Raw genomic sequence first — 19,406 nt, forward strand, 5'->3', positions numbered from 1 at the left:
CCTTTCAATTCAACCACCCCGCGCTGCTAGTCGCCTCGCGCGTGTGCGGCGCTCCATCAGCCCTTCCCATGCGCGGCGTACCTCGCGCACGCGTCATCGATCTCCTTCTCCGCGAATTCCCTGTCGCGCCAGCCCTCGACGCGCGTGACCTTTCCTTCGAGGCTCTTGTAAGTGGCGAAGAAGTCTTCGATCTCCCTTCTGACGTGGGAACCAAGATGCCCAAGTTCCCGTAGCTCGTCGTTCCGCGGGTCGCGCACCGCGACCGAGATGATCTTGACGTCCCTGCCCTTTTCGTCCTCCATCAGCAGGGCGCCGACCACCCTCGCGCGCACGAGACACCCTGGGAACGTCGGCACTGCCAGGACCACCATAATGTCAATGGGATCGCCGTCCTCCGCCAACGTTCCAGGGATGTATCCGTAATCGGTGGGGTAATGCACGGAGGAATAGAGCACCCTGTCGAGCACGAACATCCGCCTCGACTCGTCGTATTCATACTTGTTGACGCTGAACTTGGGTATCTCGACTACCACGTCGACGTCCACTGTTTCACCCGCTCCTAGTATGTCTCACGCGAGGAACATCCTGCTGGGCCTGTCGGCCGGGGCCACCTCGACGTCCACGTCGAACCTGCGCGCGAGGGCGGAGTTCGCTGCGCGGAGCGCCAGTTGGGGGCGGTTGCAGTCGAGGCTCAAGTGCGACAGGAGAATCACCCTCGTCTCGTGCGTGACTACCTCGGACAGCGCCCGGGCCGCCTGATCGTTGGACAGGTGCCCGACGTCGCTCAGCACGCGGTATATCAGCCTCGCCGCCCTGCCGGAACTAAGTTCCATCGCCCTGTCGTGGTTGCTCTCGAAGATGAGGTGCGTCGAATCGCGCACGGCGTCCGCCACTTCCGGAGGGACGCACCCGAGGTCGGTTACTATCGATAGCGCCCTCCCGTCGCAGCAGACGGTGTAGCCCACGGGCTCGATGGAGTCGTGCGGCTTGAGAAACGCCTTCACGCGGCAGTCCCCGAGATCCACGCCCGACCCCGGCGTTATGGTTCTTTTCAGGTCACTGTCGATGCGGTCACGATTGACCCAGCGCTGCCAGAAACCGCGCGTGGCGTACACCGGAATGCGATACCGCGCCGCGAACGGGTTCCTGATCTCGAGCGCCGCGGTGTGGTCGCCGTGGTCGTGAGTGACGAAGATGGCTGAGATGCTCTCCGGCGCCACCCCCATTTCGGCGAGGTAGCGCTCGAGTCTCCGGAGAGTGACGCCGCAGTCGATGAGTATCCTCATCCCACCGGGCGATTCGACGAAGTAACAGTTACCATACACACTGGAACTGCTTATTGAGCAGAACCTGATGAATCCGGACACCGGCCGCCTCCGGGCTGCTGCGTCGGCCGGAGCCACAAGCCGTGCCCCCGGCGCTACACGGAAATGATTCCCCCAGCAACGCCGGATTCCTGCCTGCCGACCGGTCTGGCCGGTCGCCCGTCAGGAGCCCGAACCGCGGTGGAACGCCCTCTCCACCGCAGAGACGAGTGCGATCGCGCCGAGAACACCAACGCCGCTCTGCAGGAGGTTCCCCGCCGTCTCGGCCACGGCCGCAGCAGGGTCGAACATGACGGCGGTGGCGACTGCGTACCCGGCGGTGATTATGAGGGCGCCTGCGATCATGGACGGTACCCGGTAGCGCCTGCCGTATCTCGTGGGGACCGCTCCCGCGACGTATCCCGCGACCCCCTTGATCACGAGTGTCCACGGCGCGAACGTCGCGTATCCCGCCCACACGTCCGCCAGCGCCGAACCGACGGAGGCGGTCGCCGCCGCGAACGGGCCGCCCATCACCGCGGCGGCCGTGTAGATGAACACGTCCCCGAGGTGGTAGAAACCTGTCGGGCCCGGTACCTTCAGGAAAGTGGTAGCCAGCGTGATGAGTGCGGTGAAGACCCCGTAGAGCGACAACCTTTGAGCGCTGCTCATTGCGACTCCCCCAAAAACATGATGCCCCGGGACCAGCCCGGGGCTCGCGGGGATGCGCCTGTTAGCGCGCCGCTTACAACGAGCGCGCTGCAAGGCCCTCTCCCATTCAGACTTTACTGTCGGCCCCGGATTCTCACCGGGTCAATCGCTGAGGCTGATGGGCTCGTCCCCTGAGGGCATCACCACCGGTTGGGAATCGGGACGGACCGGTTGAAACGGTCCCCCTAACCCTACCCCGAAGGCTCTCTCACCTTGAATATACACCTGTTACCGGGCGCGGGCAACAGGGACTAGATCATTTTGAGCGTCGCAGTCCTCTTGACGACGACTCCTCCGCCCCCTTGAACGTCGTCGCCTCGATCTGTACTCATTTCTTGTTTCTCCTCTGCAAGAAGGCCCTGGTGCCCGATTCAAATCCCTTGGTCGTGGCCACCTGCGTATTGCCAAGTGACTCAAGGAGCATGCCAACCTCCCAGTCGATTTCGAAGCTCTTGTTCGCAAGGAACTTCAAAAGCCAGAGGGACGTGGGGCTCTTGCCGGCGAGGTCCAGTGCAAGCGCCCTGCATTCTTCCAACACTCTGCCATCGTCCACAACCCGGTTCACCAGGGTCAGCCTGTAGGCTTCTTCGGCGTCGACGAGCCTGCCGGTGAACAGCAGTTCCTTGGCAACCCCGCTCCCAACCACCCTGGTTATCCTGAATGAGCCACCGGCCCCCGTTATGCTCCCCAGCGTCACCTCGGGGAGTCCCACCCTGGCCGACCTGGCCGCAATACGTATGTCGCAGGCCAGCGCCATTTCGAAACCCCCGCCAACGGCGGGACCGTTGATGGCGGCGATTACGGGCTTGGGCATCGTCTCTATCACGGCGTTGATCTCGGCCCCCATCGCGGCATGGTGTCTCGCCGCATCGGGACTATACGTTGCAAGCTCCTCGATGTCCGATCCGGCGCAGAACCCGCGGCCCATACCCGTTATGATCACGACTCGGGCGCGATCATCCGCTTTGACTTCCTGGACTTTCTTCAGAAGCATCTCCATCATGGCGTCCGTCATGGCGTTGAGCACGTGCGGCCGGTTCAGCTTGATGATAGCTATCGGTTCCTCCACCTCGACAATTACCTCGGGCTCGGAGCCCATCGCTCAGCCACCTCACTCTGCGTTTGAGTGTCGCACCGCTCAGATCACTTGATCGCTTCGAGGACTTGCCTGGCAATGACCAGCCGCTGGATCTCGTTCGTCCCATCGTAGATCTGGGTGATCTTGGTGTCTCTGAAGTACCGCTCCACCGGGTAATCCTTCATGTACCCATACCCGCCGTGTATCTGGACCGCGTTGGAGACGTGCTTCATGCATTCATCGGTCGCGAACAGCTTCGCCATCGCCGCTTCGAGGGTATAGCGACGCCCAGTTGTCATGAGAAAGGCAGCCTGATAAGTCAGGAGGCGTGCGGCTTCCAGGGACGTACGCATATCCGCAATCATCCACTGGATCGCCTGGAATTCGGCTATGGGTTGGCCGAACTGAACACGCTGCTTGGCATATTTGACGGACGCTTCGAGGGAGGCCTGCATGATGCCGAGTGCGAGGGCCGCAACATAAATCCTCGCGGGGTCAAGTGAGGACAGGGCTATCTTGAACCCCTCGCCCTCCTTGCCGACCAGGTTCTCTCGGGGAACCCGCACATTCTCGAAGTGGATCTCGGCGACGGGGTTCCCCCTCTGGCCCATCTTCCTCTCGTGCTTCCCGACCATGTAACCGGGCCTGTCAGACTCCACGATTATACAGCTCAGGCTTTTCTTGCCCTTCGAGCGGTCCGTCAGCGCCACAACGTGCGTAAAATCAGCAACGGGCGCCAGGGTGCAGAACGTTTTCGTGCCATTGATTACGTACTCGTCTCCCTCGAGCTCTGCAGTCGTGGTAACCCCGCCGGCATCAGAACCGGCATTAGGTTCGGTAAGCGCGAAACTCGGAATGATATCGCCGCTGGCCATGCCTGGAATCCACTTCTCCTGCTGCGCCGGGGTCCCAAACTTCTCCAGAATCCACATGTTCTGCCTGAACGAGGTGAGGAGGCCGGACATCGCCGCGCTTCCTCGCGCGACTTCCTCGGCCGTTATCGCCGCAGGGACACCCGCCATGCCTAGCCCTCCCAGTTCGGGCGACAGCTCGAGATCGAGCAAATTGACTTCAGCAATCTTCTTCAGGATGTCCCTCGGGAACTCGTCTGTCTCGTCGATCTCCGCGGCCCGGGGCACGATTACCTTGTCGACGAACTCACGCGTTGCTTTTTGAATCGATACCTCTTCCTCCGAAAGCTGGAAGTCCATGGTTTTTCGCCCCCCTCTAGATCACTTTTCTGTCGTGCAAGTCTTTGATGTAGTTCCGGTCGAAGCCAAGCAGTTTACCGTAAACCTCCTCATTGTGCTGGCCCAGCGTGGGAGGTGGAGCGTAGACCGCACCCGGCGTCGCCGAAAGCTTCGGGCACACACCGCTTAACCACACCGGACCAGCCCCGGGATAGTCCACCTTCTCCACCATACGGCGTGCCTTGACCTGCGGGTCATCGGGGACCTGATCTACCGAGAGTACGGGCCCACAGGGAACGCCGGCTTCGTCGCATATCGCGATGACTTCGGCAACGGTGTGCGTTTTGACCCACCCGCTCACGACTTCATCCACGAGGTTGACGTTCTGGCGACGCGCAGTGTCCGACCCAAACCCCGGGTCCGATGCCAGTTCTTCACGCCCCATCGCCTTCGCGAATCTGGCCCACAGCACATTTCCGGTAACGCCTATGACCAACCAACCGTCCTTGGCCTCGTAAGCGTTATAGGGAGCGTTGCCACGGGTGCGACTGCCATCTCGCTGCCACACCTCTCCCAGCGCCATGTAGTTGGTTACCGCGTTCTCCAGCACCGCAACGACCGCATCGTGCATGCTGGAGTCGACCCACTGACCCTTCCCTGTGCGTTCGCGATAATGCAGCGCGGCCAGCGTCCCATACGCACCGAACAGGCCGCCGAGGAAGTCCCCCATGGCATTCCCCGTGCGCGTAGGCGGCCCATCGGGGTAGCCGGTGTAGCTCATGAGTCCCCCCATCGCCTGGGCTACTATGTCAAGGGCTGTTCTGTGGGAGTAAGGGCCATATTGTCCGAACCCGCTAACGGACGTCATAATAATCCCGGGGTTCACCCTGGACAACTCATCGTACGAGATCCCCAACCTGGCAAATGTTCCGGGCCGGAAGTTCTCGACAACCACATCCGATACCTTAACGAGGCGCTTGAAGATGTCCGCGCCCTCGGCTGTGGCGAGGTTCAGTGTAATGCCTTTCTTGTTTCGGTTGGAGGCGAGGAAACACGTTCCTATCACGTCCGATATAATCGGCGCGATCTTGCGTGATTCGTCACCTTCGGGCCGTTCGACCTTGATAACCTCCGCTCCCATATCAGCCAGGAGCATACTGACGTACGGTCCAGCCAGGAAATGCGTAACGTCGAGCACGCGTACCCCTTCGAGAGCCATTTCCACAGCAATCATCCCTCCACTCATGAGGTCATCCTCGCTTGTAATGGATTGCAAGAAACGTGCCGCATGCCGGTGGCCTATCCGGCCGGGGATGCCCGCGGCTGCCCTGACCAGGTTAACGCGCTTTTCGACCCCATGAGGAACACTCGAGCGCGTACTCAGTTATCGAAAGGCGCAAGAGGGAGAAACGCATTTCAGTCCGAATCTTGTATTGCAGTAAACGCGTTGCAGAACATTTCAGCATGCAATTCCGGCAGGCGCGAGCCATGCGCCTCAGGTCAGGTGACACAGTTGGACTCTTCAAAGATCCTGGTGGTGCTGCCGGACAGTGAGACGGCAGCGGTAGTGCACGAGGCCGCGAACGAGATGAATCAAAGCCTCAGGGTGATCGTGGGCGTCCTGGAGAAGGGCGTGGAAGCCGCCTGGGATGGAAAACGGAGCGGTTTCGAGGTGATCATCAGCAGGGGCGGCACGGCGCTGCTCATCCAGAAAAGTGGGCCCGGCCTGCCGGTCGTCGAGATACCGGTGACTCCTTACGACATCATCACGAGCCTGTACGAGGCCAGGGTCTACGGGCGGAACATCGCGCTCGTTGGGTTCTCAAATATTGTGTTCGGCGCCAAGGGAATCGTGGGCATTCTGGAAGAGGTGTTCGGCGTGCGCCTCACCCTGACTTGCGCAGAGAGCTCCGAGGACATTGAAAGCCAGGCGTCGCTTTTGAAAACGCAGGGTATCGAGGTGATGATCGGCGGCATTCTCGTCGTTGAGGCAGCGCGCAGGCACGGGATATCGGGCGTTATCCTCAGATCGGGTAAAGACGCCGTAATAACCGCCATTCAGGAGGCCAACAGGGTCGCGAGGGCTACCAGAGACGCCCAGCACCGCGCGAATCAGCTGAGGACCATCATCGACTTCACTTACGACGGGATCATCGCCGTGGACAGGGACGGGGTGATCACGGTGTTCAACCCCGTTGCCGAGCGCATCATGGGGGTCAAGGCATCGAAGGCGATCGGAAAACCCGTGAAAGATGTGGTCCCTACGACCCGGCTGACCGAGGTGCTGAAGAGCGGCAGCGCCGAGCTCGGGCACCTGCAGAAGGTGGGCAACACTCAGATACTGACCAACCGTGTCCCGATAGTAGTGGGTTCGGAGACCGTAGGAGTAGTCGCCACCTTCCAGGAGATCGGCAAGATCCAGACTGATGAGCAGAAGATACGCCGCGCACTCGCGAAGCGCGGCTACGTAAGCAAGTACACATTTGACGACGTCGTGGCTTCGACGCCCATCATGCGGGAGACCATTGAAAGGGCGCGGAGGTTCGCCCAGACGGACAGCACCATCCTTCTGGCCGGCGAAACCGGGACCGGAAAGGAGTTGTTCGCGCAAAGCATTCACGCGGCCAGCCGTCGAGCCAGCCAGCCGTTCGTCGCCGTCAGCTGCGCCGCGCTACCCGAGAGCCTGCTGGAAAGCGAGTTGTTCGGCTACGTTGAGGGCGCTTTCACAGACGCAAGGCGCGGCGGTAAAGAGGGCCTGTTTGAAATCGCCCATAAAGGCACGCTCTTTCTCGACGAGGTCGGAGAGATGTCGGACCGGCTTCAGGCCAGGCTGCTCCGGGTGCTCCAGGAGAAGGAAGTCATGCGTGTCGGCGACGACAAGATCATCCCGGTGGATGTGAGGATCATAGCGGCGACGAACCGCGATCTGGGCCGCCTCGTCCGGGAGGGGCGCTTCAGGGCCGACCTGTTCTACCGGTTCAATGTGCTCAACATACGCATCCCTCCACTCCGGGAAAGGGTGGAAGACATCCCCCTGCTGGCGGATTCTCTCATGCTTCGCTGCAGCCAGCGACTGGGCAAGTCGGTGTCTTCGATCACCCCCCACGCCGTCAGGGCGCTGCAGCTTTACGACTGGCCGGGAAACGTGCGCGAGATGGAGAACGTCATCGAAGGCCTCTGCGTACTGGCGACTGGACCGGTCATTCACGAGCGCGATGTCGTCCGGATCCTCAATACGGCGCCTCATGGGGAACCCGTTCAGCCGGGAGACGACGAACAGGGGGTGCTGAAAACCCTGGAGGCCTCGGCGATAATCAAAGTGCTCCGCGATTCAGGCAACAACCGGAAAGAGGCCGCAAGGCGACTTGGGATAAGCACGACCACACTGTGGAGGCGAATGAAAAAGCTGAGACTACGCACCGGCGACTGACGGAAGCGGTCGGACGGAACACGTTGCATTCTGCAAATCCCCGGTCATGCGATCAGTTTTCATCCTGCAATACCCCTGGCGCATACTCCAGGACGGCGGTCGAGCGTCGATGGGCCATGAGTAGGCACAGCAGCATCTCCGTACTGCTCCAGCCCACTCCCCGTCAGTAGGCATGGAACTTGCTATATGTATGAGCCGAAAGCGAATTGCCTTCGCCGAGACGGACTGAGGAGTGTGACTCGTGGCCGCAGGTGTCAGGATTCCCCACGCTACTCTCACTACGTTTTGCTCCAGGGTACTGGAGATGTGTGGCCTGCCGGAGCCCGATGCGGCGCTGGTCGCCGGCTCTATGGTGGCAGCCGATCTCCGCGGTGTTTCATCGCACGGCGTCGCCAGGTTGGGTACATATGTCAAGAGGGTCAACAGTGGTCTGATGGAGCCACGGGGTAGGGTGACCGTGGTTTCTGAGACCCCATCCACAGTACTTGTCGACGGCGGAAACGGGTTCGGGCAAGTGGCAGCCGCGTTCGCCATGTCACTGCTCCTGGACAAAGCGAGAACAACCGGAATTGCCTCGGCAGGCATCAGGAATATGAACCATTACGGCATGGGTGCCTACTTCGCGATGATGGCCCTGCCGCACGACATGATCGGAATCGCGGTGAGTAACGCCCCGCCCGCGATGGCCCCCGTCGGCGGCGCCACCGCGATGCTGGGCACCAACCCGATTACCATAGCGGTCCCGACCGCGACGGAGCCACCGCTGGTGCTCGATATGGCGACGAGCCTGGTTTCAAGGGGGAAGGTACGGCTCGCCGCTAAGGAAGGCAAGAAGATCCCGGTCGGGTGGGGATTGGATTCAAGTGGCAGCCCCACCGACGATCCTGTCAGGGTCCTGAACGGCGGGAGTCTTACCCCGATCGCCGGGCCCAAGGGTTATGGCCTCGCCCTGATGATAGACGTCCTTTCCGGAGTGCTCACAGGGTCGGCTTTTGGAACGGCGATCAAGGCCGTCGACGACCTGTCGGGGAAATCCGGCACAGGCAGTCTCCTCACCGCAATCAATGTCAGCGCGTTCATGGACCCGCACGAGTTCAGATCCCGCCTGGATGAGATGGCGCAGGCCATCCGGCAGTCCCCTCGCGCCACGGGCGTCGATAGGATATACCTGCCGGGCGAGATCGAATGGGAGTGCGAGAAAGATAGGCGGAAGAACGGCATTCCGCTTTCGGGCGCAGTGGTGGATGATCTAAACGCGCTTGGGACCAGCAACGGCATAGATTTTGAGGTCGCGTGACCCGGGGGGTATAGGGATGGGACGAACAATGAGAGTAAACATGCAGGCGTTGTCGGTAACCGAGGACGTCAACAACGGTGGGCACAGCGGTCTCGGAGGCAGGGGCCTGACGTCCAGGATCGTGCTTGACGAAGTCAGGGCGACCTGTGACCCGCTGGGTCCCGACAACAAGATGGTCTTCGCGCCCGGACTGTTGGGGGGCATCGCCCTCACCAGCGCCGGCCGGCTCTCGGTGGGCGGGAAAAGCCCCCTGACTGGGGGTATAAAGGAGGCCAACGCCGGGGGCATTGTAGGCAACCAGCTCGCTCGTCTCGGGATCTCGGCCATCGTTGTTGAGGATAGGCCCTCGGGGAAAGACGACTGGTATCTCCTGAAGGTGGACCGTAACGGAGGCACTCTGTTGCCCGCCGGCGACATAGTTGGACTGGGCACCCACGCAACCGTGGCGAGATTGCAGGAGCGGTTCGGGAAAAAGGCCGGCATCTGCTGCATAGGTCAGGCCGGCGAGAAGCGCATGAGGGCGGCCTCGGTGGCGGTCACGGATATCCTGAATCAGCCCAACCGCCATGCGGCGCGTGGCGGCCTCGGCGCCGTCATGGGCTCCAAGCAGCTGAAGGCCGTTGTCGTGGACGACTCGGGCGCTTCACGGAGGACGGGCGCCGACGACGAGGCCCTGAAACGGGAGGTCGCCGCGTTTGCCAAAGCGATAATCGACAACCCGAAGACGAAGAACCAGGCGTTGTATGGCACGGCGTCAATCGTAAAAGCCTGCAACTCGATTGGCATATTCCCGACCAGGAACTTCAGCTCCGGGCAGTTCGAACACGCGCTCGAACTCACCGGCGAGAAGATTTACGAGATATGCACCGGGCGAGGCGGCGAGGGGAATCCCACCGTGTCGTGCATGAACCCTTGCGTGATCAAGTGCGGCAACATCTTCCCGGACGCGCTCGGGAAGCAGGTCGTATCGACGCTCCAGTATGAGACTATCGGCCTGATGGGCTCCAACCTCGGGATGACCAATCTCGATGCGGTCGCGGTGCTCAACGCCCTATGCAACGATATCGGTCTCGACACCATTGAAATGGGCGCGGCGCTTGGAGTCGCGGCCGAGGCGGGGCTGCTCGAATGGGGCGACGTCCAGCAGGCCGCTCGCCTTCTGAAAGAGGTTGCCGAGGCAACTCCGGTGGGGCGAGTGCTGGGACAGGGAGCGGCGGTAACAGGCGCGGTTTTCGGGGTTGAACGGGCCCCGGTAGTTAAAGGGCAGGCGATGCCCGCATACGACCCGAGATCCCTCAAGGGCAATGGAGTCACCTACGCTACCTCTCCGATGGGCGCGGACCATACCGCCGGGAACGCGTTCGGTTCGCGCGACAAAGTCAACCAGCTGCAGGCGGCGGGTCAGGTCGACCTCTCGCGAGGCCTGCAGGTCTTCGCTGCGATGCTGGACAGCCTCGGCCTGTGCATCTTCGCCCGCCAGCCGGTCCTCGAGGACCCGACGATGCTGGTCAACATGGTGAACTACCTTTACGGGTGGACGTGGACGAAGGAAACCCTCAGCGACCTGGGCAGGAAGACCGTGGGGTTCGAGCTCGAGTTCAACAGGCGGGCGGGGTTCACCCGGGCCGACGACAGGCTGCCCGACTACATGTACACTGAGAAACTCCCGCCGCACAACGTGGTGTTTGACGTGACCGACGAGGAGATGGCTCAGGTCTGGCCGGATCGATGAGAGTCCGCGTGGAGCTCCAACTGACGCTGGCGCTGGACCAGCCGGGGGGCGTATTCGAACTGCTCGTGGAGGACGACGCCACCGTTGAACACGTCCTCAAGCGGCTCGGGCTCGAGTATGACCAGGTCGGCCTCATCGTGAGGAATGGACTCTCGCTGGAGGCCGGCGATGTCCTCCGGGACGGCGATATACTGATGGTCTTCCCGCCACTCAGTGGCGGCTGAACCCGGTTGTCTTCCCTGCGCCCGGCAGACAGGCCCAGCGCGCAGGGTGTGGCAATTCATAACGACAGTCAGGGAGGTATGGTGATGGCCCAACAGAGGATCGTCCGCGAACAGGACGTTCAGGGGGTTTCAAGGATCCCGCCAAGGGTGTCCAAACTCCTCATCTCCGAAATGAGCGTGGGGGCGAAAAACGTCTCGATGGGCGTTAACGTAACCGCCGTCGGCAGCATGATCCCCGAGCACGTTCACCAGGCCGAAGAGGAAGCGATGTTCATCATCAGCGGCCAGGGCAAGCTGGTCATTGAGGACGGGAAGGAGGAATACGAGGTCAAGGCGGGTACCGCGATATTCGCGCCCCCGGGTCTAAAGCACAAGATCATCAACACGGGTAACGAGGAACTGAAGCTGGTGTGGGCCTACTCCCCACCCCTTCCGGATCACCGCATCAAGAAGTAGCTGTCGAGGGTGATGCCTGGCGTTAGCGCTAAACCACCATCGTTTGAGGAGGTCAAATCGTGTTCGACAAGACGAGGAATCTCATGGTGAAGTTAGGCCTTCCTGCGGGAGACGCGCACGATCTCCCCACTTCGGGGAAGACGTTCCCCGACGGCGCCCATTACAGGCTCGAGGTCCCGACGATCAACTCCGCAGTGGCGATGCAGGCGCTTCTCGAGGCTTCGAAGGAGTACGGAATAACCATCAACCGCGTGGACGAGACGTACGGCGCGTTCCGGCATACGCTTTCGGAACTCCGTGATTTCGTCGCCCTGGCCAAGGAGTACAAGGTGGAGCTGAACCTCTCGGTCGGGCCGCGCGCAACCTACGACACGAGCGCGACGAGGCTGTCGACCCAGGGAGTAAGGATCGGGTACAGGCTCCGCGGCATGGACCAGGTGATCCGGGCGATAGAGGACGTCAACAGGATGGTGGAGCTCGGCTGCCGCGGCGTGCTGGTTTACGACGAAGGGCTCCTCTGGGTGCTCAACGAGCTCCGCAAGCAGGGCGAGCTGCCCAAGAAGATGCATTTCAAGCTTTCCGCGCACTGCGGCCACGGTAACCCCGCGTCGTTCCAGCTTATGGAGAAGCTCGGCGCGGACTCGATCAACCCCGTCCGTGACATGACGCTCCCGATGATGGCGGCGCTGAGGCAGGCAGTCAAGGTCCCGCTCGACATCCACACCGACAACCCACCCGGGTCCGGTGGATTCATCAGGACGTACGAGGCTCCGGAGATGGTCAGGGTCGCTTCCCCCCTCCACCTGAAGACCGGCAACTCGGTTGTAGGCGGTCACGGGGAGCTGACCTCGGCGAGCGACGGCCGCAACATGGCCGCCCAGGCCGCGATAATCAAGGAAATGATGGAGCGGTACTGCCCTGAGGCCGTGCAGAGCGTCGCGGGCACGCCCGACATGGCGGTTCCCGAGTAGAATACTGAGACCGCCGAGGAGGTGACATCTCGTGGCGAACTGGGAGATCCCGCCCAGGGGTGGTCACATGGACCTGGCCGACGGGGTTTATTTTCAGAACATGACGGGGAAGCAGGTCGAGGAGAGACTCAAGAAGAATGATATCATCCTCATCCCTATCGGGAGCACGGAGAATCATGGAGCCGGCGCCCCGTACGGCGAGGACACCTTCCTCGTCACGAGGATGGCAGAGCAGATCGCACTCAAGACGGGGTGTACAGTCGCGCAGCCTCTCTGGTATGGTTCGCATCCCTGGGGGCATCTCGGGATGCCGGGCACTGTGGTCGTGCCCGAGGACATATTCCTCGGGATGATCAGGGCAATGATTGCAGGGTTCTGGAATGCCGGGTTCCGCAAACAGATCCTGCTCAACGGTCACGGGCAGGAATACGTGATTCCCACGGCTATTCACGAGTTCATGAAAAAATACCAGGTCCCGGCGATACTCGTGTTCCTGAACTGGCCGACGGTGATCCCCAACTATCTCAAGGACAAGGCAAACGGCGGCGCCGTATTCGAGACGCCGTTCCGGCACGCCGACGAGGCTGAGACATCGTACTCCATGGCCCTGTTCCCCGAGATGGTGCACCTCGAGGACGCGGTGGATACCCATCCCCACGGTTTCTTCCCTGAGGGCCACATCGACAAGGGCGGCGATATATTCCAGAGGCCCATCCCCGGCCACGGCCAGGCGGGGCTCAGCCACCTGGAAGTTATCGCCTATCCCGAGGGGGTCATAGGCAGGCCGACTCTGGCCTCAGGCGAAAAGGCGCGGGAAGGGCTGAGGGTGCTTCTCGATTACGCAGTGAAGCTGATCGAGGACATCAAAGAGAGGTTCCCACCAGGGGTGTTGCCGCCGGCGTCGGACATAACGCAGAGGCCTGCGGAAGACATCGACGCAGTGCTGAAGGGACCGTTCAAGCGGGGCGGTCGCCACATCTACACGATCCACTATCCGCCGTGATCGTTGCCCGGCGCCGCCCTGCTCGCGCACGGTGGCGCCGGATGGCAGTTTACGGTGCATGTCGAACTCGTAGCGTCCGGCCAACAGCAAGTCACCTAAATCAACAGAAGGGGGTAGAAAGATGTCCTGGAAGAGCATCGGTTCCAAGTTGCTCCTCGGTCTAGTGTGCGTGAGTCTCGTGGCAACCCTCGCGGGGTGCGGCGGCACGACCGCGAAGTACCCGGAGAAACCGATGACCCTCGTCCTTGGGTGGGCGGCAGGCGGCATGACGGACCGCGTTATGAGGTTCATCGGCCCCATCGCCGAGAAGGAACTCGGACAGCCGTTCGTCATAACCAACATGCCGGGCGCGACCAGCGCAATCGCAATGCAGCATGTCTTCTCCCAGAAGCCTGATGGATACACGATACTCGGCGGGTCGGAGAACCCCGCGCTGTTCCAGGTGCTCGACGTTTCGCCCAGGAACTACGACGAGTACGACCCGATCATGCTGCTGGCCATGTCGATACCGTGCATCGTCGTCGAGGCCAACGCACCGTGGAAGGATATCAAGGAGTTTATCGCAGCCGCGAAGGCCAAGCCCGGGGGGATCAAACTGGGCAACACGGGCATAGGCGGTCAACCGCACGTCACCGGGTCCATGATGAAGGCCGGTCTCGGAGTTGAGTTCGCCATGGTCCCGTACGACGGTGAGGGCCCGACGGTCACGGCGACCATAGGCAAGCATGTCGACTTCACGATAGCCGGCGCGACCGCGGCCGTGGAGAACATGAGGGCCGGCAAGATCAGGATCCTCGCCACGTTCACGAACGAGAAGGTCCCGCTGCTCCCCGGCGTCCCTGCTCTGGGCGAGGAATTCCCCGAGATGAAGAAGTATCTCCCCTGGGGCGCCTGGTACGGCGTCTTCGTCAAGAAAGGCACGCCGCAGAACGTCAAGGACAGGCTGACCGCCGCGTTCAAGAAGGCGATCGAGGACCCCAAATGGAAGGAATTCACGACGCAGATGGTAGCGAACCCGCTCTCACTGTCGGGTGACGATGCCGTCAAGTTCATCAAGAAGTGGCAATCGGTGACCACCTGGACCCTGCATGAGGCGGGCGCCGCCAAGAAGTCGCCTGCCGACTTCAACATTCCCAAACCGTAGCGCATTTCGGGCCCGGTGGTGACGTGTTTCCCACCGGGCCCGGGTTTACGCACAGTGAGACCCGGCCGCCCGGGTGCCGCAACGCACAGTACGCCGGCCGGGCAAAGGGGGTTTTAAGGTGGACAAGTCGCGAGCCACCTTGCTGGTTGCGCTGGGAAGCATCCTGTTCAGCCTGTTCATCCTGCACGAATCGACAACAATGCCGGACTTCGGTGTCAGCTACAAGAGCCCCGCCACGATGCCGGTATTCATCGGGATCGTGATGGCCATATCGGCGATCCTGGTAGGGTTCGAAGGACACAAGTCCATGCCAAAGCGCGAGGCGGGCGCGCCGCTGTTCACCTGGCCGAAGCTGTCCGACCCGGGGTTCAGGCGTTTCCTTGTGATTTTCGTCATGACAGTTCTGTATGTCGTGGCGGTTCCCTACCTCCATTTCACGATCACGTCCATCATATTCCTCGGGGTGACATTCTACCTGTACCGGATAGGTTCACCGCTGAAAATGGCGGCGATCACGCTCGTGTCAGTGTTCGCGATACAGTTCATGTTCCAGAACGTTTTCCGCACGCTGCTTCCATGACTAGAGGTGAACCTCAATGACTATGACCTTTACCGAGGTCATACTCGCGGTGCTCAGCCCGAAGAACCTATTCCTCATCGCCGCCGGAGTCTACTCCGGCATCATCGTGGGCGCCATCCCGGGACTGACGGTGACGATGGCGGTGGCGCTGCTGGTTTCCCTCACGTACGGGTGGCCCATGGTGGAGGCCACCGCCTTGATGATGGGGATCTACGCTGGTGGCGTGTACGGCGGCTCGTGGTCGGCTATCCTGATGAACATACCCGGAGCCCCTGCCGCGGTATCAACGGGGTTTGACGGCTACCCGCTAGCCAAGCGTGGCGAAGCAGGCCAGGCCATAGGTCTCGCTACCACCCAATCGTTCGTGGGCGGGCTGCTCGGAATCGCGGCTCTGGCCTTCGGCGCCCCGGTGGTTGCCAACTTCGCCCTGGGATTCGGTCCGCAGGAGTATTTCCTCCTGACGATGTTTGGTATGGCTATACTGGGTTACCTCTCGGGGACCTCACTCCCGAGGGGAATCCTGGCAGCGGCCTTCGGGGTGTTTTTCGGTCTGGTAGGAATGGACCCCGTGTACGGCACGGGGCGGTTTACGTTCCACAACGTGTACCTCCTGGGTGGAGTCCACTTCATCCCCATCCTGATCGGCCTCTTCGGGCTTTCCGAAGTCTTTTACCAGATGAAACAGGACGTCCAGGGCGAAGTGACCACGACGGTCGGTAGCGTCATCCCCAAGTTCTCGATGATGGTCAAGAACATGTGGCTGACACTCCGGTGTGCAGTAATCGGCGTATTCATCGGCGCGCTGCCTGGTGTGGGCGGGGATGTGGCGGCCCTCACGGCGTACGCCCACGCGAAACAGACGGTCAGGAACCCAAGCAGGCCATTCGGTGAGGGGGCCTACGAAGGCGTTATCGCGCCTGAGACAGCCAATAACGCCTGTATAGGCGGGGCGCTGATACCGATGATCACCCTCGGCATACCGGGTGACGCCGTTACCGCCGTGCTGCTCGGCGCGATGTATATTCATGGGCTTAAACCCGGTCCGATGGTGATGCTCGAATCGAGGAGCTTCTTCTGGCTGGTTGTGGCGAGTTCGTTCATCGCCAACATCTTCATGGTGCTGCTGGGGCTCGGCACGGTCGGGTACTGCTCGAGGATCATCATGGTCAAGAAAGAGATACTGATGCCCATCGTGGTGCTGTTCAGCCTGCTCGGATCGTTCGTCGTCGAAAACAACATCTTCCACGTCATCATCGCGATGGTGTTCGGTATACTCGGGTATTTCATGAAGACCCTGGACATCCCCGTCGGCCCAATGGTCCTCGGGGTCATCCTGGGACCCATGGCCGACGTGTCCCTGCGAAGGGCGCTCATCATCGCCGATGAAAGCATACCCCGCCTACTGTGGTCGTTCGTGACGCGGCCGATCAGCCTGGTGCTCGCCCTTGCGCTGGTATGGATACTCCTCGGGGAGACGCCCCTGTTCAGGATCATGAAGTCGAGGTTGTTCCCTGCCGCGGGCGGAGCACGCGGTTGATGGTGCGCACGACTGGCGTTGAAAGTCGCTGACGGGACTACTTGTTAAGGAAGGTGAGACGCCGGTGACCATGACCTTGAGTGAGGTCATCCTCACCGTACTCAATCCAAAGATCGTGTTCCTCATCGCTTCGGGCGTGTATTCAGGCATCATCATCGGGGCGATCCCGGGTCTGACGGTGACAATGGCGGTGGCCCTGCTGGTGTCATTAACATACGGCTGGCCCATGGTCGAGGCGACCGCCTTGATGATGGGCATCTATGCCGGGGGAGTCTACGGGGGTTCGTGGTCGGCCATACTCATGAACATACCCGGAGCCCCCGCGGCAGTCTCAACCGGCTTCGATGGATACCCCCTGGCGCAAATGGGCGAGGCGGGGCCTGCGATAGGCCTGGCAACCACGCAGTCGTTCCTTGGCGGGATACTGGGTATAGCGGCGCTCGCTTTCGGCGCTCCAGTCGTGGCGGAATTCGCGCTCAGGTTCGGACCTCAGGAGTATTTCCTGCTGACAATGTTCGGCATGGTCATCCTGGGGTATCTCTCCGGGGCGTCCCTGCAGAGGGGGATCCTCTCAGCTGCCTTCGGCGTGTTTTTCGGACTGGTCGGAATGGACCCGGTGTACGGCACCGGGCGCTTCACGTTCGGCAACGTTTACCTGCTCGCGGGCGTCCACTTCATCCCGATCCTCATCGGGCTGTTCGGGTTGTCCGAGGTTTTCTACCAGATGAAGCAGGACGTCAAGGGCGAGGTCGCCTCGGTTGCGGGCAGAGTTGTTCCAGGACTGTCCCAGATGATAAAGTACTTGGGCGTGACCGTAAGGTCCGCGATTACCGGTGTGTTCATCGGCGCGCTGCCGGGCGTCGGCGGGGACGTGGCAGCCCTGACCGCCTATGCGCAGGCGAAGCGCACGGTGAAGAACCCCAGCAGGCCCTTCGGACAGGGGGCGTACGAAGGCGTGATAGCGGCCGAGACGGCAAACAACGCATGTATTGGCGGCGCCCTGATCCCGATGATCACACTGGGAATACCGGGTGACGCCGTCACGGCGGTCATACTGGGCGCGATGTACATTCACGGGCTCAAACCCGGTCCGATGGTTATGCTCGAGTCGAGGAGCTTCTTCTGGCTAATCGTCGCCAGTTCGCTCGTCGCCAACGTGTTCATGATTATCCTCGGCCTGGCCACAGTCGGCTACTGCGCCAGGGTCATCATGATCCAGAGAGAAATCCTCATGCCTATCGTGGTCCTCTTTAGCCTGCTGGGTGCGTTCGTGGTCGAGAACAACATGTTCCACCTCATCCTGGCGCTCATCTTCGGAATCCTCGGGTATGTAATGAAGAGCCTCGATTTTCCTGTCGGTCCGATGGTGCTCGGGGTGATTCTGGGACCGCTCGCGGACGTTTCGCTGAGAAGGGCGCTGATCATCGTCGACGAAAGCATCCCTGCCTTGCTGCGGTCATTCCTGACGAGGCCGATCAGCCTCATCCTGGTAATCGCCCTGGTCTGGATGTTACTGGGCGAAACCCCGGTGTTCAGGTTGATCAAGGCGCGGCTCACGCGAGGCGGGAGCACCACGGCGGAGAGCTGATGGCGGAACGGGCGGCACGGCCTCACGTGAATCGTGCGAAGCCACGATTGCACTGCACCAAGATCGGAGGGATGTTTGAATGTCCAAGCCTAAACTTGCAGTATTCGGCTTGCATCACGGTTTCAAGCACGCCAGCGACATCAGGTACGGCGATTTCGCGGAGCTCGTCGCAGCCTGCGGAGACACGGACCTGTCGAGGCAGAGGGCGGCGCAACTCGGAGTACCACTCCACGAGACAATTGATGGGTGCCTCGACGCCGTCGGCTCCAGGATAGACGGCGCGGTCCTCGCGCTTCCCAACGACCTCCACTGGCCGGTGACCCGCGAGTGCGCCAGGAGAGGCATAAACGTCCTCGTAGAGAAGCCCATTGCGGGCACGGTGGAGGATGCCAACAGGATGATCGAGGCGGCCGACAAGGCCGGCGTCAAGTTCCTCGTCGGCCACCACAGGCGGTTCTCGGCCAAGCTGCGCAGGGCCAGGCAGGAGATCACCGGAGGAGGCATCGGCCGCCTGGTCGGGGCGAACGTGATGTGGGTGGCCAAGAAGCCTGACCCCTATTTCCAGGCCGAGTGGCGGGTGACCCCTGAAAAGGGTGGCGGACCGCTTCTGATCAACACGATCCACGATATCGACGATCTTCGCTTTGCAACCGGCCAGGACATATCGTGGGTATTCGCCAAGGCCGTCAACATCGTGAGGGGCAACAGGGTCGAGGATACGGTGAGCATCAGCTTCGGGACAACGGGTGGCGCGGTCGGCACCATATTCGTTTCGGACGGCGTGCCGTCCCCGTGGTTCTACGAGTCCAACGCCCGAGAGAACCTGGTTTTCGCAATGTCCTTCGACAACTCGTACTTCTTCTTCGGGACGACCGGCAGCCTGGCGTTCCCGAACTTGAGGAAGTACTGGTACGACGACCCCGCGATGGTGGGCTGGAACTACCAGATCAAGGATGAGGCCCTGCCTGTGCCCGCGGTGGACCCGATGACGGAGGAGATCATCCACTTCTGCAAGGTCATCAAGGGTGAGGAGAAGCCGTTCGTGACCGGTCCGGATGCGACTGTCACCCTCAAGGCGATCAATGCCGTAAAGAAGTCAATCGCCGAGGGAGTACCGGTGGAGGTCGAGTAGCCGGCGCGTCGATCACGGTATTCGAACCG

The 19,406-nt window shown here is 61.3% G+C and carries 18 protein-coding genes and 1 riboswitch; of the genes, 12 read left to right on the forward strand and 6 right to left on the reverse strand.

Annotated elements, in window-relative coordinates:
* Positions 1-56 precede the first annotated feature (56 nt).
* The 6 genes from HPY55_05970 to HPY55_05995 all read right to left on the reverse strand — a co-directional run bounded on the left by HPY55_05970 (position 57) and on the right by HPY55_05995 (position 5,529).
* Entirely contained in the window at positions 57-545 is a 489-nt protein-coding gene (locus HPY55_05970; protein ID NPV70178.1) for an inorganic diphosphatase, read from the reverse strand.
* Between the two features lie 24 nt (positions 546-569).
* Complete coding sequence (locus HPY55_05975) at positions 570-1,367, reverse strand: MBL fold metallo-hydrolase (protein ID NPV70179.1); 798 nt, start codon at positions 1,365-1,367, stop codon at positions 570-572.
* 120 nt (positions 1,368-1,487) lie between these two features.
* Positions 1,488-1,976, reverse strand: coding sequence for a hypothetical protein (locus HPY55_05980; protein NPV70180.1), 489 nt, complete (start codon positions 1,974-1,976; stop codon positions 1,488-1,490).
* A 90-nt stretch (positions 1,977-2,066) separates the two neighbouring features.
* Positions 2,067-2,223, reverse strand: a riboswitch (FMN riboswitch).
* Between the two features lie 120 nt (positions 2,224-2,343).
* Complete coding sequence (locus tag HPY55_05985; GenBank protein NPV70181.1) at positions 2,344-3,114, reverse strand: enoyl-CoA hydratase/isomerase family protein; 771 nt, start codon at positions 3,112-3,114, stop codon at positions 2,344-2,346.
* 44 nt (positions 3,115-3,158) lie between these two features.
* Positions 3,159-4,304: an acyl-CoA dehydrogenase gene (locus HPY55_05990; GenBank protein ID NPV70182.1), complete on the reverse strand. Its 1,146-nt coding sequence runs from the start codon at positions 4,302-4,304 to the stop codon at positions 3,159-3,161.
* A gap of 16 nt (positions 4,305-4,320) precedes the next feature.
* The gene (locus tag HPY55_05995; GenBank protein ID NPV70183.1) at positions 4,321-5,529 is read right to left on the reverse strand and encodes a CoA transferase; all 1,209 of its coding nucleotides are present in this window, start codon (positions 5,527-5,529) and stop codon (positions 4,321-4,323) included.
* Between the two features lie 267 nt (positions 5,530-5,796).
* Between HPY55_05995 and HPY55_06000 the strand changes: the two genes are divergently transcribed.
* The 12 genes from HPY55_06000 (at position 5,797) to HPY55_06055 (ending at position 19,377) form a co-directional block, all read left to right on the forward strand.
* Positions 5,797-7,713: a sigma 54-interacting transcriptional regulator gene (locus HPY55_06000; GenBank protein ID NPV70184.1), complete on the forward strand. Its 1,917-nt coding sequence runs from the start codon at positions 5,797-5,799 to the stop codon at positions 7,711-7,713.
* A 241-nt stretch (positions 7,714-7,954) separates the two neighbouring features.
* On the forward strand, positions 7,955-9,010 hold the full coding sequence (locus HPY55_06005) for an Ldh family oxidoreductase (protein NPV70185.1): 1,056 nt from the start codon (positions 7,955-7,957) through the stop codon (positions 9,008-9,010).
* A 16-nt stretch (positions 9,011-9,026) separates the two neighbouring features.
* Complete coding sequence (locus HPY55_06010) at positions 9,027-10,742, forward strand: aldehyde ferredoxin oxidoreductase (protein NPV70186.1); 1,716 nt, start codon at positions 9,027-9,029, stop codon at positions 10,740-10,742.
* Positions 10,743-10,750: 8 nt separating this feature from the next.
* Positions 10,751-10,966 carry a hypothetical protein gene (locus HPY55_06015; GenBank protein NPV70187.1) on the forward strand — a complete coding sequence of 72 codons (216 nt, stop codon included), beginning with the start codon at positions 10,751-10,753 and terminating at the stop codon, positions 10,964-10,966.
* Between the two features lie 84 nt (positions 10,967-11,050).
* Positions 11,051-11,422: a cupin domain-containing protein gene (locus HPY55_06020; protein NPV70188.1), complete on the forward strand. Its 372-nt coding sequence runs from the start codon at positions 11,051-11,053 to the stop codon at positions 11,420-11,422.
* An 83-nt stretch (positions 11,423-11,505) separates the two neighbouring features.
* The gene (locus tag HPY55_06025; protein NPV70189.1) at positions 11,506-12,393 is read left to right on the forward strand and encodes a peptidase; all 888 of its coding nucleotides are present in this window, start codon (positions 11,506-11,508) and stop codon (positions 12,391-12,393) included.
* A gap of 31 nt (positions 12,394-12,424) precedes the next feature.
* Positions 12,425-13,396 (forward strand): creatininase family protein, encoded by a 972-nt coding sequence (locus HPY55_06030; GenBank protein NPV70190.1) that lies wholly within the window; start codon positions 12,425-12,427, stop codon positions 13,394-13,396.
* A gap of 121 nt (positions 13,397-13,517) precedes the next feature.
* Positions 13,518-14,540 (forward strand): tripartite tricarboxylate transporter substrate binding protein, encoded by a 1,023-nt coding sequence (locus HPY55_06035; protein ID NPV70191.1) that lies wholly within the window; start codon positions 13,518-13,520, stop codon positions 14,538-14,540.
* 118 nt (positions 14,541-14,658) lie between these two features.
* Positions 14,659-15,120, forward strand: a complete 462-nt coding sequence (locus HPY55_06040) for a tripartite tricarboxylate transporter TctB family protein (GenBank protein ID NPV70192.1) — start codon at positions 14,659-14,661, stop codon at positions 15,118-15,120.
* Positions 15,121-15,136: 16 nt separating this feature from the next.
* Positions 15,137-16,657: a tripartite tricarboxylate transporter permease gene (locus HPY55_06045; protein NPV70193.1), complete on the forward strand. Its 1,521-nt coding sequence runs from the start codon at positions 15,137-15,139 to the stop codon at positions 16,655-16,657.
* 70 nt (positions 16,658-16,727) lie between these two features.
* Positions 16,728-18,245, forward strand: a complete 1,518-nt coding sequence (locus HPY55_06050) for a C4-dicarboxylate ABC transporter permease (protein ID NPV70194.1) — start codon at positions 16,728-16,730, stop codon at positions 18,243-18,245.
* Between the two features lie 79 nt (positions 18,246-18,324).
* On the forward strand, positions 18,325-19,377 hold the full coding sequence (locus HPY55_06055) for a Gfo/Idh/MocA family oxidoreductase (protein NPV70195.1): 1,053 nt from the start codon (positions 18,325-18,327) through the stop codon (positions 19,375-19,377).
* Positions 19,378-19,406: the final 29 nt, after the last annotated feature.

The organism is Bacillota bacterium (assembly GCA_013178305.1).
Classification (GTDB): domain Bacteria; phylum Bacillota; class Sulfobacillia; order JABLXB01; family JABLXB01; genus JABLXB01.